This window comes from Rhodococcus sp. IEGM 1354 (assembly GCF_030056855.1).
In the GTDB taxonomy this organism is placed as follows: Bacteria; Actinomycetota; Actinomycetes; order Mycobacteriales; family Mycobacteriaceae; genus Rhodococcoides.
This window is the reverse complement of record NZ_JASHKT010000010.1, coordinates 186121-202631: the sequence shown is the minus strand read 5'-3', so window position 1 is coordinate 202631 and position 16511 is coordinate 186121. Positions and strand designations below refer to the sequence as shown.

General features: G+C 65.3%; 13 protein-coding genes. 4 read left to right on the top strand and 9 right to left on the bottom strand.

What is annotated here, in order from left to right; all coding sequences use genetic code 11:
• Nucleotides 1–546 precede the first annotated feature (546 nt).
• The 3 genes from QM588_RS20905 to purU all read left to right on the top strand — a co-directional run bounded on the left by QM588_RS20905 (nucleotide 547) and on the right by purU (nucleotide 5574).
• Nucleotides 547–2058 (top strand): BCCT family transporter, encoded by a 1512-nt coding sequence (locus QM588_RS20905; protein WP_052053699.1) that lies wholly within the window; start codon nucleotides 547–549, stop codon nucleotides 2056–2058.
• A 176-nt stretch (nucleotides 2059–2234) separates the two neighbouring features.
• A complete protein-coding gene (locus QM588_RS20900) occupies nucleotides 2235–4700 on the top strand; it encodes a GcvT family protein (RefSeq protein WP_283316218.1) in 2466 nt (821 codons plus the stop codon).
• Between the two features lie 25 nt (nucleotides 4701–4725).
• Nucleotides 4726–5574 (top strand): formyltetrahydrofolate deformylase, encoded by an 849-nt coding sequence (purU, locus tag QM588_RS20895; RefSeq protein ID WP_283316217.1) that lies wholly within the window; start codon nucleotides 4726–4728, stop codon nucleotides 5572–5574.
• Nucleotides 5575–5739: 165 nt separating this feature from the next.
• On the opposite strand, the gene QM588_RS20890 is transcribed toward purU, so the two are convergent.
• The 8 genes from QM588_RS20890 to glyA are packed head-to-tail and all read right to left on the bottom strand — an operon-like array spanning nucleotide 5740 to nucleotide 14740.
• Entirely contained in the window at nucleotides 5740–7122 is a 1383-nt protein-coding gene (locus tag QM588_RS20890) for an L-serine ammonia-lyase (protein WP_283316214.1), read from the bottom strand.
• A complete protein-coding gene (locus QM588_RS20885; RefSeq protein WP_283316211.1) occupies nucleotides 7119–7529 on the bottom strand; it encodes a glycine cleavage system protein H in 411 nt (136 codons plus the stop codon). The genes QM588_RS20890 and QM588_RS20885 overlap by 4 nt, the downstream gene beginning before the upstream one ends.
• Entirely contained in the window at nucleotides 7526–8443 is a 918-nt protein-coding gene (gene folP, locus QM588_RS20880; protein WP_283316208.1) for a dihydropteroate synthase, read from the bottom strand. The genes QM588_RS20885 and folP overlap by 4 nt, the downstream gene beginning before the upstream one ends.
• Before the next feature lie 40 nt (nucleotides 8444–8483).
• The gene (locus tag QM588_RS20875) at nucleotides 8484–9062 is read right to left on the bottom strand and encodes a sarcosine oxidase subunit gamma (protein ID WP_283316207.1); all 579 of its coding nucleotides are present in this window, start codon (nucleotides 9060–9062) and stop codon (nucleotides 8484–8486) included.
• A complete protein-coding gene (locus tag QM588_RS20870; protein WP_283316205.1) occupies nucleotides 9055–11898 on the bottom strand; it encodes a 2Fe-2S iron-sulfur cluster-binding protein in 2844 nt (947 codons plus the stop codon). Before QM588_RS20870 ends, QM588_RS20875 begins: the two co-directional genes overlap by 8 nt.
• A complete protein-coding gene (locus QM588_RS20865) occupies nucleotides 11895–12173 on the bottom strand; it encodes a sarcosine oxidase subunit delta (protein WP_032377699.1) in 279 nt (92 codons plus the stop codon). Before QM588_RS20865 ends, QM588_RS20870 begins: the two co-directional genes overlap by 4 nt.
• 51 nt (nucleotides 12174–12224) lie before the next feature.
• The gene (locus QM588_RS20860; protein ID WP_032367894.1) at nucleotides 12225–13463 is read right to left on the bottom strand and encodes a sarcosine oxidase subunit beta family protein; all 1239 of its coding nucleotides are present in this window, start codon (nucleotides 13461–13463) and stop codon (nucleotides 12225–12227) included.
• On the bottom strand, nucleotides 13460–14740 hold the full coding sequence (gene glyA, locus QM588_RS20855; RefSeq protein ID WP_283316232.1) for a serine hydroxymethyltransferase: 1281 nt from the start codon (nucleotides 14738–14740) through the stop codon (nucleotides 13460–13462). Before glyA ends, QM588_RS20860 begins: the two co-directional genes overlap by 4 nt.
• Before the next feature lie 166 nt (nucleotides 14741–14906).
• On the opposite strand from glyA, the gene QM588_RS20850 reads away from it, so the two are divergent.
• A complete protein-coding gene (locus QM588_RS20850; RefSeq protein WP_027494729.1) occupies nucleotides 14907–15578 on the top strand; it encodes a GntR family transcriptional regulator in 672 nt (223 codons plus the stop codon).
• On the opposite strand, the gene QM588_RS20845 is transcribed toward QM588_RS20850, so the two are convergent.
• A complete protein-coding gene (locus tag QM588_RS20845; RefSeq protein ID WP_032367892.1) occupies nucleotides 15562–16497 on the bottom strand; it encodes a LysR family transcriptional regulator in 936 nt (311 codons plus the stop codon). The two genes, QM588_RS20850 and QM588_RS20845, sit on opposite strands and share 17 nt — an antisense overlap.
• Nucleotides 16498–16511: the final 14 nt, after the last annotated feature.

Here is a 16511-nt window from a genome sequence, read left to right as displayed (position 1 = left end):
CGAGACGGGCTCGCCCTTGCTCTTGGCAACGACGGCGCGGACCTGCTGCGGCATGGTGATACTCCTGAGATAGTGAAGGAGCGGCGCTCTAGGCCGCCGGCGGTAGTGGAATCGAGTTAATATATCAGTTACCGGACAGTATCGATTGTTAAATGCGAGTATCGAATTCGGGCAACTTTTCGCATTTCCACATGCTCAGTCGCTGTTCAGAGGCACTGTCAGTTTCGATCAACCGTGGCGAACGCGATGAAGTGGATTGCCATCTCTTGACATAGACCCTGGGTCGGCTCAGTCTTGTTCGGGTTCATACAAATCGAAGTTGCGCAGAGAGCAACGCGTCGCGCACCTACCCGACCACCCACGCTGCGTGCACGGGCGACACACCTATTCGGCGAGAGCCGGAGGGAGAACGATGTGACAACGAACAGCAAACCCCGGGGCGACAAAACTCGGGACGATTCATCCGAGAAACATGCCCCTCATCATTACGGCCCCCTCGAGGTCTACCACCACGGAGAGGAGGGCAAGCCGCGCACCGACAAGGTGGTGTTCGGTATCACCGCCGCCATCGTCATCGCGATTCTGGCGTGGGGCATCCTCGGCACCGAGAACATGAAGTCCGTCAACGCGTCCGTACTCGACTGGGTCGTGACCAACGTCGGCTGGCTGTTCATCTTCTCGGCCACCGGGTTCGTGATCTTCGCGCTGTGGCTCGCGCTCAGTCGCTACGGAAAGATTCCGCTCGGCAAAGACGGTGAGAAGCCCGAATTCAACACCGTCAGCTGGATCGCGATGATGTTCAGCGCCGGCATGGGAATCGGCTTGATCTTCTGGGGAGTGGCCGAGCCCCTCACTCACTTCGTCACCCCGCCGCCCGGAATCACCGATTCCACTGTGGGAACCGCACTCTCGACGGCCATCTTCCACTGGGGACTGCACCCCTGGTCGATGTACGCGGTGGTCGGATTGTCCATCGCCTACGGCACCTACCGGATGGGCCGCAAGCAGCTCATCAGCTCCTCGTTCATTCCGCTGATCGGTCGCCGCGCCGAAGGCCCCATCGGCAAGGTCATCGACATTCTGGCGATCTTCGCCACGATGTTCGGCACCGCGGCATCCCTCGGCCTCGGCGCACTCCAGATCGGTTCCGGTATCGAGGTTCTCGGCTGGGTCAACCAAGCGGGGACGCTTCTGCTCGTGGCTGTCGTCGCCATCCTGACACTTGCGTTCGTGGCCTCGGCAGTGTCCGGGGTGTCCAAGGGAATTCAGTGGCTGTCGAACATCAACATGGTGCTGGCTCTCGTGCTTGCGATCTTCGTGTTCGTCGCGGGCCCCACGGTCCTGATCCTGAATCTGCTGCCCACCACTCTCGGCGACTACGCCGCACACATCGCCGGCATGTCGGCGCGCTCGGCGGCATCCGGTGGCCCTGAGACCGAGTCCTGGCTCTCGTCCTGGACGATCTTCTACTGGGCCTGGTGGATCTCGTGGACCCCCTTCGTCGGTATGTTCCTCGCTCGCATCAGTCGCGGCCGCACCATCCGCCAGTTCGTCATCGGCGTCATTCTCATCCCGACGTCGGTGAGCTTGGTCTGGTTCTCGATCTTCGGTGGAGCGGCAATCGGCGAGCAGCAGAAGGGAACCGAGGATCTGGTGGCCCTCGGTAAGCCGGAGTCGCAGCTGTTCGCGGTTCTCGACCACTTCCCGTTGGCCGGCATCTCGTCGGTGTTGGTGATGGTATTGGTGGGCATCTTCTTCGTCAGTGGTGCCGACGCTGCCTCGATCGTGATGGGCACCCTGTCGCAACGCGGAACCCTGGATCCGTCGCGTGGGGTCGTCGCCTTCTGGGGTGTGGTCACCGGCGGCATCGCGATCCTGATGCTGTGGACGGGAGGATCGGACGCCCTCAACGGGTTGCAGACGATGACCATCATCGTGGCGGCACCGTTCGTACTGGTGATGATCGGTACGTGTGTCTCGCTGTACAAGGACGTCACGAACGATCCATTCATCGTCAAGAACCCCAAGGCCCCGCCGAAAGTCAAGGCCGGCAAGTGAAGTGAACGATGGTGCGGGACGCGAGACTATGCGTCCCGCACCATCGGTATTTCGGGGGTTGACCACATCCATCCCTGCCCATACTCTTGATATATCAATCTCTGGTTAGTTGTCGTGCAGGCCGTCGGTTGCTTCGGCCGAGCTCCATCTCTCCACCCCGATACGGAAGGACCACCATGGGTTCACCGAGAGTTGTCATCATCGGCGCCGGCATCGTCGGCACGAACGTGGCCGACGAGCTCACCGCACGCGGTTGGGATCGCATCACCGTGCTGGATCAGGGGCCGCTCCCTCTCACGGGTGGATCCACCTCGCACGCACCGGGTCTGGTGTTCCAGACCAATGCATCCAAGACCATGACCGAACTCGCCCGATACACGGTGGAGAAGTTCATGGGCCTCGAGGTGGATGGGCAGTGGTGCTTCAACCAGCTCGGCGGTCTCGAAGTGGCGACCACCGAGGAGCGACTGGCCGACCTGCATCGCAAGCAGGGTTGGGCCACGTCCTGGGGAATCGAAGGGTCGGTCATCGATCCGTCCGAATGCGCGAAACTGCATCCCCTGATCGACCGTTCGCGTGTTCTCGGCGGTCTGTACGTCGAGACCGACGGTCTCGCCAAGGCGTCGCGCGCAGTGGTGGCACTGACCCGTCGCGCAGAATCGCGGGGAGCCGTCTTCCGCGGTTCCACGAAGGTCATCGGTATCGAGCAGACGGGTGGCCGAGTCACCGGTGTGGCAACCGACAACGGCGTCATCGAGGCCGACATCGTGGTGTCCTGCGCCGGCTTCTGGGGCCCCGATGTGGGCGAACTGGTCGGCATGAAGGTGCCGCTGCTGCCGCTGGCGCACCAGTACGCCAAGACCGATCAGATCCCGGAACTGGTGGGACGCAACACCGAAGCGGCCGAGGCGGGCATGCCCATCCTGCGTCACCAGGATCAGGACCTGTACTTCCGCGAGCACGTCGACCGCCTCGGCATCGGAACCTACGCGCACCGCCCGATGCCCGTCGACACCAAGACCCTGCCCGGCGGAGACGGTGTGTCCGACGAGGCGATGCCGTCCATGCTCGACTTCACGCAGGAGGACTTCGCCCCGTCGTGGGAGCAGTCCAAGTTGCTGTTGCCGTGCCTCGAAACCGCCAAGATCGACCACGGCTTCAACGGAGTCTTCTCGTTCACCCCGGACGGCGGACCGCTGCTCGGTGAGTCTCCGGACGTCAAGGGCTTCTGGATCGCCGAGGCCGTGTGGGTCACGCACTCGGCCGGAGTCGGCCGAGCCATCGCACAGTTGTTGGTCGACGGACGCTCCGAGGTGGAACTGCACGGATGCGACGTCAACCGCTTCGAGGACTTCCAGCTCGATCCGGCATACGTCAGCGAAACCTCGCAGCAGAACTTCGTCGAGATCTACGACGTGCTGCATCCTTCGCAGCCGCGGTTGTCCCCGCGTGACGTTCGGGTCAGCCCCTTCAACGCGCGGCAGCATCAACTCGGTGCCGTGTTCCTCGAAGGCGGCGGGTGGGAACGCCCGCACTGGTACGAGGCCAATGCCGATCTGGTGCAACAGCTTCCGGCCGAGTGGCAGCCACCCAAGCGCGACGAGTGGGCCTCGATGTTCCATTCGCCCATCGCCGCAGCCGAGGCCTGGAAGACCCGTACCTCCGTCGCCATGTACGACATGACCCCGCTCAAGCGGCTACGCGTACGTGGACCCGGTGCGCTGGCACTCTTGGAGGGTTTGACGTCCGGCAAGATGGACAAGTCCGTCGGGGCCGTCACGTACACGCTGGCTCTCGACGAGAAGGGCGGCGTCCGAAGCGATCTCACCGTGGCGAGGTTGTCCGCCGACGAGTTCCAGGTCGGAGCCAACGGCAACCTCGACTTCGACTACCTTCGCCGCGAAGCACCGAGCGACGGCAGCGTCACCGTCGACGACATCACCGGATCCACGTGCTGCATCGGTCTGTGGGGTCCGCACGCCCGCGAGGTCGTCGAAAAGCTGACCCAGGACGACTTCTCGAACGAGAACTTCAAGTACTTCCGCTGCAAGCAGGTTCGCATCGGGGGTGTGCCCGTCACGGCGATGCGGTTGTCGTACGTGGGCGAGCTCGGGTGGGAGCTGTACACCACTGCCGATTACGGGCAGCGACTGTGGGACACGTTGTGGCAGGCCGGGTCCGAGTTCGGCATCATCGCCGGCGGGCGCGCTGCGTTCAACAGCCTGCGCATGGAGAAGGGCTACCGGTCGTGGGGCTCTGACATGACCACCGAGCACAATCCCTACGAGGCGGGACTCGGCTTCGCAGTGCGCCCCCAGAAGGGTGAATTCCGCGGCCGCGACGCCGTACTCGAGATGTCCGACGACACCGTCTCCAAGAAGTTGGTCTGCCTGAAGATCGACGACGGCACGTCGGTGGTACTCGGCCACGAGCCGGTCCTGGTGGACGGCGAACCCGCCGGCTACGTCACCAGCGCCTCGTTCGGGCACACCGTCGGTGCGCCGATCGCCTACGCCTGGGTTCCGGCCGGAAGCGCTGAACCCGGTGCAGCAGTAGAGATTCGATACTTCGATCGGCTCGTGTCCGCCACCGTCGTGGCCGAGCCCCTCGTCGACCCCGAGATGGCCAAGATCCGCAGCTGACGACCCACCAGTACCAGGAGATTCGATGACCGAGAACTTCACCCTCACGCTCAGCTGCGGACAGCGGCCGGGCATCGTCCGGGCCGTCAGTGCATTCCTCTTCGACAACGACTGCGACATCGCCGAACACCAACAGTTCGACGACTCCACGGACGGCTCGTTCTTTCTTCGCACCTCGTTCGTGGCCAGCGGCACCACCGACATCGAGAAACTGACCGAGAGCTTCCGCGAGGTGGCCGAGCGATTCTCGATGATGTACACCTTCAACGGCTGCAGCCAGCCGCGTGTGCTCGTCATGGTGTCCAAGATGGGGCACTGCCTCAACGACCTCATCTTCCGTTGGCGCTCACAGAATCTCGGCGGCGAACTGGTGGCCGTGGTGAGCAATCACGAGGTGCTGCGGCCGATGGCCGAGGCCGCCGGGCTGCCGTTCGTCCACGTCCCCGTCACCCCGGGCACCAAGGCCGAGGCCGAGCAGCGTCTGCTGGACCTCGTCGCGGAGTACGAGGTGGACCTGGTGGTCCTGGCCCGGTACATGCAGGTGCTCTCCGACGAGACGTGTCGAGCGTTGCACGCCAAGGCGATCAACATCCACCACTCGTTCCTGCCCGGCTTCAAGGGCGCGAAGCCCTACCACCAGGCCTTCGACCGGGGCGTCAAGCAGGTCGGAGCGACGGCGCACTACGTCACCCCCGACCTGGACGAGGGGCCGATCATCGAGCAGCAGGTCATCCGTATCGACCACACTCACGACCCGTCTCGTCTGGCCACCGTCGGACAGGACGCCGAGGCACTCGCACTCTCGCGAGCGGTCCGCTGGCACTGCGAGAATCGCGTCCTGCTGCACGGACACCGGACGGTCATCTTCAGCTGAGCCGACACATGACGAGGGGCCCGTACCGAATCGGTACGGGCCCCTCGTTGTTGCGGTGCGGCGGTGAAGGGGGAGAACCTCACACCCTTTCTGCCGAGTGCGCGCTGGTTCTCTTTGCCGAGAACAAGCGCGCACCTTTCAAAAGGGGTGTGAGGTCCCTGGGGTTCAGCACTCCACGAAGTTCACCGGCACGTTGATCGCGAGGCCGCCGCTGGAGGTCTCCTTGTACTTCGAGTGCATGTCGGCACCGGTGGAGCGCATCGTCTCGATCACTTGATCCAGGCTCACGCGATGAGTACCGTTGCCGCGCAATGCCATCCGAGCCGCATTGATGGCCTTGCCGGCCGAGATGGCGTTGCGTTCGATGCACGGAATCTGCACCAGTCCGCCGATGGGGTCGCACGTGAGACCGAGGCTGTGTTCCATGGCGATCTCCGCGGCGTTCTCCACCTGTTCGGGTGTGCCGCCCAGTACCTCGGCCAGGCCGGCTGCGGCCATCGACGCCGCCGAACCCACCTCACCCTGGCAGCCCACTTCGGCACCGGAGATCGACGCCATCTCCTTGTACAGCGACCCGATCGCGCCGGCGGTGAGCAGAAAACGCACTGTGCTGCCATCGGGATCGGCGACGCCTGCGGCGGTGTAGCGAGTGGCGTAGTGCAGCACGGCCGGGATGATGCCGGCTGCGCCGTTGGTGGGTGCTGTGACGATGCGGCCGCCGGACGCGTTCTCCTCGTTGACGGCGAGGGCGACGAGATTGACCCAGTCCTCGGCGAATTCGCTCGAGCGGTTCGGATCCTCGGCGTCGAGGCGGAGGAACCAGTCCCGTGCTCGACGCCGCACTCCCAGCGTGCCGGGGAGGTAGCCGTCGCGCGAGATGCCACGATTCTCGCATTCGACCATGACGTCACGGATGTGCAGCAGGCCGTCGCGAATCTCGCCCTGCGTCCGGCGTTCGAGTTCGACCTCGGTCATGACGTCGCTGATACTGCAGCGTCGCCGCTCGCAGAGCTGCAGTAGTTCCTTGGCCGACGCGAATCCGTTCGCGGAGGCGAGGGGCGCTACGGCCTCGACGCTTTCGGCTTCGGTCACCACGAAGCCTCCACCGACGGAGAAGTAGACCTCACTGTGCAGTTCGGTCGAATCCGCGGTGCGCGCAGTCAGCTTCATTCCGTTGGGATGGAACGGCAGTACCGTCAACGGACGCAGCACGATGTCGCCGACCGCCAGATCGATCTCTCGGACACCGCCGAAAAGGATGCGCCCGGTTGCCGCCATCGACGCTTGCCGCTCTTCCATGACCTCGGTCGTGATGCTCTCGGGCGCATGGCCTTCGAGCCCCAGCAGTACGGCGGTCATGGTGCCGTGGCCGGCTCCGGTCGCAGCCAGCGAGCCGTACAGGTCGACAGTCAGCTCTCGAACGTCGTCGAACGCAGACATGGTGCGGAGATCGTCGACGAATCGAGCGGCCGCGCGCATCGGACCGACGGTGTGCGAACTCGAGGGGCCGACTCCGACGGAGAAGAGGTCGAACACACTGATGGTCATGATGTCGTCCGAACTGCGCCGGTCGGCTCGCGCATGGTGAGGTCGTCGAACGACGAGGCAGCGGGAGTCAGGACGGCGAACAACCAGCCGGCACCGAGCGGATCGACAGCGACGAGCGACGGGTCCTCGCGTACAGCCGGATTGACGATCGTGACCATGCCGCTCGCCGGGGCGTACACCGTGACCGAGCCGTCGGAGGTATGGATGGTGCCGCACGCATCACCGGCGGTGAGCACGGTACGTACCGACGGAAGATCGATGCCGACGATGTCGGCCGCGTCGGCCAACGCCGCCGGTGTCACACCCACACGGCTCGGAGTCTGTGCGGGTGAGCCGAACGGGTCGACGGCCATCCAACCGTGCTCGGCGCTGAAGAGCCGACGGGCGGAGGAGAGGGATGCGGTCATGAGGTGGCCTCGGCATTCGTCGTGGATTGACCTGTGGGTGAGTGCAGTACGTCGAGCGACCGCACTGCCCGCAGCACGGCCAGTGCGTCGATGGTGGCGGCGACGTCGTGGACTCGCAGGAGTGACGCCCCGTTCTGGGCCGCGATGATCGCGGCGGCGAGTGATCCGGCGAGTCGGCCGTCGACCTCTCGGCCGGTAACGGCCCCGATCATTCCTTTCCGAGACACGCCCGCCATGATTGGTCGACCGGCCGCGGTGAGCGCCCGAAGGCCCTGCAGCAGTGTCAGATTGTGCTCGAGAGTCTTTCCGAATCCGAATCCGGGATCGACCACGATGCGGTACGCCGGGATTCCGGCTCGGATGCATTCGGCAGCCCGGTCGTCGAGGAACTCGCACACCTCTGCGGTGACGTCGCCGTAGCGAGGGGAATGCTGCATCGTCGACGGCTCGCCCTGCATATGCGTCAGACATACGGCAACGTCCAGTTCGGCTGCTGCGGCGAGTGCGCCCGGAAGGCGAAGAGCGCGCACGTCATTGATGACGCTCGCCCCGGCGCGCACCGCCTCTCGCATCACCTCGGGTCGTGAGGTGTCGACCGACAGCGGTGTCGAGGTAAGCCTGGACAGGGCGTCGATCACCGGTACGACTCGGGCGATCTCTTCGTCGACGGTGGGCGGGGTTGCCCCCGGCCGGGTCGACTCACCGCCGATGTCGAGGAGCTCGGCTCCCTCGTCGACCATCGACAGTGCATGCGCCACAGCACGATCCGAGTCCAGGAAGCGGCCGCCATCGGAGAACGAATCCGGGGTCACGTTGACGATCCCACAGACCACGGGATGCGAGGTCGTCAGTCGAGTGAGCAGTCGGTCGCGGGTATCGGCTACCCGTGTTGCTGTGGAGACGGTCGTGAGCACTGCGATCACCTTTTCTCTCGCGCGGGGTTCGGAGTCCGAATTAGCCGACGTCGGTGTATTCCTCGGCCGCGTCGGTCATCCAGGCCGCGAGATAGCGTGCGAACGACGAGCGCACGAGGATGCGGTAGTCCGTTCCGGTGTCGTCGCAGGCGATCAGGATCATGCCTGCCATCGCCAGCATCGTCTGTACCGTCGACCCGGCTGGAAAGACGCGGGGGTGCAGATCGATCGAGCACCCCTTGGCCAGCACGTCGCGGGCTCTGGAACCGCTCAGGCGCAGGCTGGTTCGCTGTGCGGACACATCGGTGGCCGCACCCCGATGCTCACGAACGGCCGAGCCGAGACGGTGTTCGAGTTCGACCGGATCGAGTCCTGCTCCGATGACCAGCCACTCCTCGGGACCGAGCCAGATCGCGGTGGTGTTCGTGCCTTCGGCGACGCGGCCGGGGCCGGGCAGCTCGGTGCCGAGCTCGGTCGAGGCAGCGGCACCGCCGGGCCCGTTCGGGTCGACCCACAGGTCGATCCCGGCGAGGAACGGCTCCTCCACGATGCGCACAGCGGGCGAGTCCGGCAGAACCGTCTCTGCGAGTGGTCTTCTGGCGGCGAGTCGGTCAGCCATCACGGCGGTTACCTTCCGGGTCGACGAGTACGGAGCCGGTGACTTCTACGGCGACGAGGGTGTCGCCCACCGGGACGTGCAGGATGTCGCCGAGTCGGTCACGTCCGGCTTCGAGCAGGGCCAGCCCGAACGGCCTGCCCAATTCTGCGCTGGCGTAACTCGACGTGACGTGGCCGAGCATCGGTACCGGAAGCTCGGGGAGGACGCCGCTCTCGGAGTGCTCGATGATCTGCGAGCCCTCGGGGAGGACGGTCTCCCGATCGACGGGCAAGAGCCCGACGAACTGCTTGCGCAACGGGTTCCGGTTCTCGGCACGGTCGAACGAGCGCTTCCCGATGAAGTCGAGCTTCTTCTTCGATACCGCCCAGCTCATGCCGAGATCCTGCGGGGTGACGGTGCCGTCGGTGTCCTGGCCGACGATGGGGTAGCCCTTCTCGGCCCGCAGCACGTGCATGGTCTCGGTGCCGTACGGGGTGATGCGGTACTTTTCGCCCGCATCGATCAGCCGCGACCACAGTGCGTGGGCGTGCCACGAATCGATGTTCACCTCGAAGGCCAGTTCACCGGAGAAGCTGATGCGCGCCACGCGCACCGGCACACCGTCGACCGAGGCGTCTCGCCAGGCCATGAACGGGAACGCCTCGTTGGACACGTCGAGCTCGGGGAAGATCTCGCCGACGAGGTCGCGGGAGCGCGGCCCGACAACGGGGAACGTGGCCCACTGCTCGGTGACCGACGTCAGCCGAACCGCCAGGTGCGGCCACTCGGTCTGCAGCCATTCCTCCATCCAGTCGAGCATTCCTGCTGCGCCGCCCGTGGTGGTGAACACCTGGAATCGGTCGTCCGCCAGACGCATCACGGTGCCGTCGTCGATCACCATGCCGTCGGCACCGCACATCACGCCGTACCGAACCATGCCGACCTTCAAGTTGCTCATCATGTTCGTGTAGAACATGTCCAGCACCACACCGGCGTCGGGGCCCTGCACGTCGATCTTGCCGAGGGTCGAACCGTCGAGCATGCCGACGCTCGCACGCACGGCCGCGCACTCGCGGAGCACGGCGTCTTGCATCTCCTCGCCGGGCAGTGGGTAGTAGCGGGGCCGCTTCCACTGTCCGACGTCCTCGAAGACCGCGCCGCGTGCGACGTGCCAATCGTGGACTGCGGTAACCCGTTCCGGATCGAACGCCATGCCTCGGTTGCGGCCGGCCAACGCAGCGAACGCCACCGGGGTGTACGGCGGTCGGAAGGTGGTGGTACCCAGGTTCTCGACCGGCTTGTCGAGCAGTTCCGCCACGATGCCCGAGGACACCACACCGGAGGTCTTGCCCTGATCGTGCGCGGTGCCGATCGTGGTGTAACGCTTGATGTGTTCCATCGACGACATGCCCGCACCGACGGCGCGGACCAGATCGGCCACGGTCGCGTCACGCTGTACGTCGACGAACTGGCTGTCGGCGCCGAAGTCGTCGCGCACCCGCCACAGCACCAGCGACTCGGTGCTCGGCACGGATTCGGCTGCTGGTGGCGACGTTTCGGTGATGTCGAAGCCGAGACGGGTCAGCACGCCTGCCGCGGCCGCGCTGCCGTCGCGTAAGCATCCGGCCAGATCGAAGACCCCCGAGGCCGAACCGGCGACACTGATGCCCTCGACTGCGTCCGCGGGCACGAATGCGCCGAGTTCGCCGTCGTAGCGCAGCTTTCCGCGGGCCTGGCTGAACAGGTGCACGGCCGGGTTCCAGCCACCACTGACGAGCAGTACGTCGCAGCCCACCGTGTCGGTGGCACCGTCGGCGCCGGTCACCAGTGCATGGGTGACGCGGGTGTCGCCGCGCGTGCCGGATACGACGCTGCCGGTGCGCACCTCGATCCCGCGTTCGCGGCACAGGCCGAGCCAGTGTTCCGGTGCCTCGGAGCGGGCATCGACGATGCGCGCGATGCGGACCCCGGCGTCGTGCAGATCGACGGCGGCCTTGTACGCGCTGTCGTTGGTGGTGAACACCACGGCCTCGGTTCCTACCGTCACGCCGTAGCGATGCAGGAACGTACGTGCGCTGTGCGCCAACATGATTCCGGGTCGGTCGTTGTCGGTGAAGACGACTGGGCGTTCGTGGGCACCGGTGGCCACCAGGACGTGTCGTGAACGAATACGCCAGACGCGCTGACGGCTCAGGGCTGTAGGCGCTTCCAAGCCCAGGTGATCGGTGCGGCGCTCGAGGGCGAGCACGAAGCCGTCGTCGTAGGAACCGAATGCGGTGGTGCGGCGCAGCAAGGTCACGTCGGGGAAGGTCGACAACTCGGCCACCGCGTCGGCAACCCAGTCCAGGGCCGGCCGTCCGTCGATGACGTCGTCGGAGCCGAGCAGGGAGCCGCCGAACTCGCTCTGATCGTCGACGACGACCACGCGAGCGCCACCGCGGGCGGCGACCAGAGCGGCCGTCAGACCGGCCGGACCGGCGCCGACGACCAACAGGTCGGCGTGGGCGTGCATGGCGTCGTACTTGGCGGAGTCGGAGATCTCGGCGAGCCGCCCCTGTCCGGGGATGCCCCGAGCGACCAGGCCGTCGTACAGCTCGATCGTCGTTGCGAGCAGCATCGGCTCGGGGAACGGCTCCTCGATCTGTACGAGTCCGCCGGTGTCCTCGGCCCATGCAGCGGTGAATCCGCGGGGCCTGCCCAGCTTGATGCTGGTGGTGACCTGGTGAATGCCGTTGGCGAGCAATGCAGATGCCAGCGTGTCGCCCGGGTGGCCCTGCAGGTCCGAGCCGCCGAACGTGAAGTCGAAAGTGCTCGTGCGGTCGATGCGGCCGCCGGATGCGGTGCGGAATGCGGTCATGGGTTCACCGGCTTCGGGTCGTCGAGGCGATAGACACTGTGGATTCGGTAGGTGGCGGTGTCTCGTACGGCGTTGAACCAACGCCGACAGCCTGCGCTGTGACTCCACCGTTCTGCGAAGAGCCCCTTGGGGTTGTCGCGGAAGAACACGAAGTGTGCCCACTGTTCGTCGGTGAGTGCCGAGGGCTCCTCGGGGTAGGCGATGTGCGCCTGGCCGCCGTAGTGGAACTCGGTCTCTTCTCGACTCCCGCACCACGGGCATTCGATCAATTGCATTGCCACTCCAAGATTTCTCGTTCGGGTGCTGCGTGTGTCGGGGCGGAGAAACTAGTGCGCCACGCCTGCGGCACCGTGCTCGTCCACCAGTGCGCCGGTGACGAATCGGTCGAGACTGAACGGTGCGATGTACTCGTGCACCTCGTCGTTGGCGATGGTGTCGGCCAGGCACCAACCGGCACCGGGGGTGGCCTTGAATCCGCCTGTACCCCAACCACAATTGAGGAATACGTTGTCGAACGGCGTGCGTCCGACGATGGGGGAGGCATCGGGGCAGACGTCCACGATGCCGGCCCAGGTGCGCAGCAGGTGCGCGCGAGCGAAGACCGGGAACAACTCGACTGCAGCTGCCATCTGCCGTTCGATGATGTGGAACGCACCGCGCTGGCCGTAGCCGTTGTAGGAGTCGACGCCTGCACCCATCACCAGTTCGCCCTTGTGGGCCTGAGAGACGTACACGTGCACGGCATTCGACATGACGACCGTGGGATGCACGGGCTCGAGCAACTCCGAGACGAGGGCCTGTAGGGGATGGCTCTGCAGCGGAGTCTTGATGCCGAGCATGTCCGTCAGCGTCGAGGTGTGCCCGGCCGCGCACAGTGCAACCTGGCCGGTGGCGATATCGCCACGCGTGGTCTTCACCCCGGTGACGCGGTTGCCGTCGGTGGTGAAGCCGGTGACCTCGCAGTTCTGGATGATGTCGATGCCGGCCGCGTCGGCGCGTCGGGCAAATCCCCAGGCGACGTAGTCGTGCTTGGCGATGCCGGCGCGTGGCTGGTACGTCGCACCGAGCACCGGGTAGCGAATGTCGCTGGAGATGTTGACGATCGGGCACAGCTTCTTGACCTCGTCGGGGTCGACCCACTGAGCGTCGATGCCGTTGAGTCGGTTGGCCTCGACGCGTCGCACGCTGTCGCGCACATCCTGCAGGCTGTGCGCGAGGTTGAGGACGCCGCGCTGGCTGAACAGGATGGGGTAGTCGAGGTCGTCGGCGAGCCCTTCCCACAGCTTCAGCGAGTGCTCGTAGATGCGCGCGCTCTCGTCCCACAGGTAGTTGGACCGGATGAGGGTGGTGTTGCGCGCCATGTTTCCGCCGGCGAGCCACCCCTTCTCCAGCACAGCCACATTGGTGATGCCGTGGTTCTTGGCGAGGTAGTGCGCGGTGGCCAGGCCGTGTCCGCCGCCGCCGATGATCACGACGTCGTAGGACTTCTTCGGCTCGGGGTTGCGCCACAGGAAGTCCGGGTGGTCGGGCAGATGTGCGCCCGGTGGGGTTGCGGGGGCGGTCATCGGTAGCCTTCCGTCAGGTCGGAGTAGAGGGGGAACTGCGCGGCAACGGATTCGACCCGGATGCGCAGTGCATCGAGTCCGCGGTCGTCGGTGTCGGGACGCAACGCGTGGGCGATGACGTCGGAGACCTCGGCGAACGCCGTGGCGTCCAAGCCGCGGGTCGCGAGGGCAGGGGTGCCGATCCGGACTCCCGAGCTCACCATGGGTGGCCGTGGATCGAACGGAACGGCGTTGCGGTTCACGGTGATTCCGACGTGGTGGAGTCTGTCCTCGGCCTGCTTGCCGTCCAGTTCGGACTTGCGCAGGTCGACGAGAACGAGGTGGACGTCGGTGCCGCCCGAGACCACGTCGATACCTGCGGCTGCTGCGTCGTCGGTCAGCAGTCGATCGGCCAGGATCTTCGCGCCTTCGAGGGTGCGCTGCTGCCGTTCCCGAAAGTCCTCTTCGGCAGCGAGTTTGAAGGCGACGGCCTTCGCCGCGATGACGTGTTCGAGGGGCCCGCCCTGCTGGCCGGGGAAGACCGACGAGTTGAATTTCTTCGCCAGAGCGGCATCGTTGGTGATGATCACACCACCGCGTGGGCCGCCGAGCGTCTTGTGCGTCGTCGAGGTGACCACGTGTGCATGCGGTACCGGTGACGGGTGCAGTCCGGCGGCGACCAGGCCGGCGAAGTGCGCCATGTCCACCATCAGGTAGGCACCGACTTCGTCTGCGATGCGGCGGAATTCGGCGAAGTCGAGGTGGCGCGGGTAGGCGGACCACCCGGCCATGATCAGCTTGGGACGGTGTTCGTGGGCGAGGCGCTCCACCTCTTCCATGTCTACGAGATGGTCGTCTTCGCGGACGTGGTAGGCCGAGACGTCGTAGAGCTTGCCCGAGAAGTTCAGCTTCATGCCGTGCGTCAGGTGTCCGCCGTGGGCGAGTGCGAGACCGAGAATCGAATCGCCCGGCTGCAGCAGTGCCGACATCGCAGCGGCATTGGCCTGAGCACCGGAGTGCGGCTGCACGTTGGCGAACGACGATCCGAACAGGGCATTGAGCCGGTCGATCGCGAGTTGTTCGATGACGTCGACGTTTTCGCATCCGCCGTAGTAGCGCCTGCCGGGGTAGCCCTCGGCGTACTTGTTCGTCAGCACCGAACCCTGCGCCTGCATGACGGCCAGCGGTGCGAAGTTTTCACTGGCGATCATTTCCAGGGTGTTCTGCTGGCGGCCGAGCTCGGCACTGATCGCGCGGTGCACCTCGGGGTCGAGATCGGCGAGTACTCGGTTCGTCACGCCTCTCGGGTGCGGTGCCGTCGCCGTCGGTGCGAAGTCCTGCGTCAAGATGGCCGCCCTTCTGGAAGATCAATGATCTGGAACTGATATATCAAGATGCCAATAGAGTAAGATCACAAAGCAGAGCCGTCAAGGGCGGGGCGTCGACCGGGAGTGAGCAGAGAAGATGACGATCGAAATTCAGCCGGTGATGGATGCAACGCAGTTTGTCGGAACCAATGCCGATCGAGCCTACGAAATAGTGCGTGAGCAGCTGATCATGCTGGAAATTCGTCCGGGTGAACCGATCAACGACGACCGCCTGGCCGAGCAATTGGGGTTGGGTCGCACACCGATTCGTGAGGGTCTAAAACGACTCGAACGAGAGCGCCTCGTCGTCGCGTATCCCCGGCGCGGAACCTTCGCGACCGCCGTCGACATGACCGACCTGGCCAACATCTCGGAGATCCGCAAGCAGCTCGAGCCGGCGGCCTCGGCTCGGGCGGCGCGGACGGCGACACGGGCGGCCCGAGACCGGCTGGCCGAGCTCGCGGCCTCCATTGCGAGCATCGACGACACCGACGATTCACGCGAGGTGCTGCGCAAAGATGTTGCGGTGCATCGAGAGATCTATCGGGCGTCGGGCAATCCCCACCTCGAAGACATTCTGGTCAGCCTCGACGCACACGCCACTCGCATCTGGTGCCTGTTTCTCGACCGACTGCCGAATGTGGCCGGCCATGTCCGTGAGCACGTCGTGTTGCTGCAGGCGATCATCGACGGCGACGCCGATACCGCGGCCGAACTGACCCTCGAACACGTCACCGGCTTCGAGAACGCCATCAGGGAACTGTTGTAGTCGCAGCCGCGATGCGCTCGGCCGCACCGCGCAACGCGGTCGAGATGGCATACATCGCCGGGGTGTACTGACGCCTGGCGAGTGACGCGATGTAGATGACCCGCGTCGGCACCCGATCCGTGTCGGGGAAGTCGATGGTGGTGACGTCGGGTCGATGGTGAATCACCGACAACCCGGGCACCATGGCGATCCCGACGCCGGCAGCCACCATGGCCTCGATCTCTTGATAGTCGTGTGCCTCGTAGACGACGTCGGGCTCGAATCCTGCTACGCGACAACTGCGATAGAGAACCTCGGCAGCCGGGTGGTCGTTGCTGCGGATGATCCATCGCGCGTCACGAAGGTCGTGCAGCGACACGTCGTGCTGGACCCGATCGTCGTCGATCGGCAGCAGCAGCACGGTCGGGTCTTCCATCAGCGGCTCGAGGGACAGTGATCGTTCTGCCTCCTCCGTCCAGGCGTAGCTCCACAGCAGCGCCAGGTCGATTTCGCTCGAATGCAGCATGTCGAGCAACTGCGGGCGTACCGCCGATCGCACGCGGACGTCGACGCCGGGCCACCGCGAGTGGTAGTCCTTCAACGCGTCGGAGAGCAGCGACGCGCTGACCGTGGGAAACGAGCCGAGCCGCACCGAACCGCGTTCGAGCCCCCGGATTGCTTCGAGGTCGCCGCTCGCGGCGCGCATCTCCCGTCTGAACAAGCGGGCGCGGCTGGTGAGGATTTCTCCGGCTTCGGTGAGTTGTACGCCGCGTGGCAGGCGGGTCAACACCGGTTGTTTGATGCCGTGTTCGAGTTTGCTGATGCGCTGCGACGCCGCGGAGGGGGTCATGTTCGCCCGCTCGGCACCGGCCGTCAGCGATCCGGCCTCGGCGATGTCGAGAAGAAGAAACAACGTCACGACGTCGAAGGTGTGGTTCATGCGTCTATCTTTCA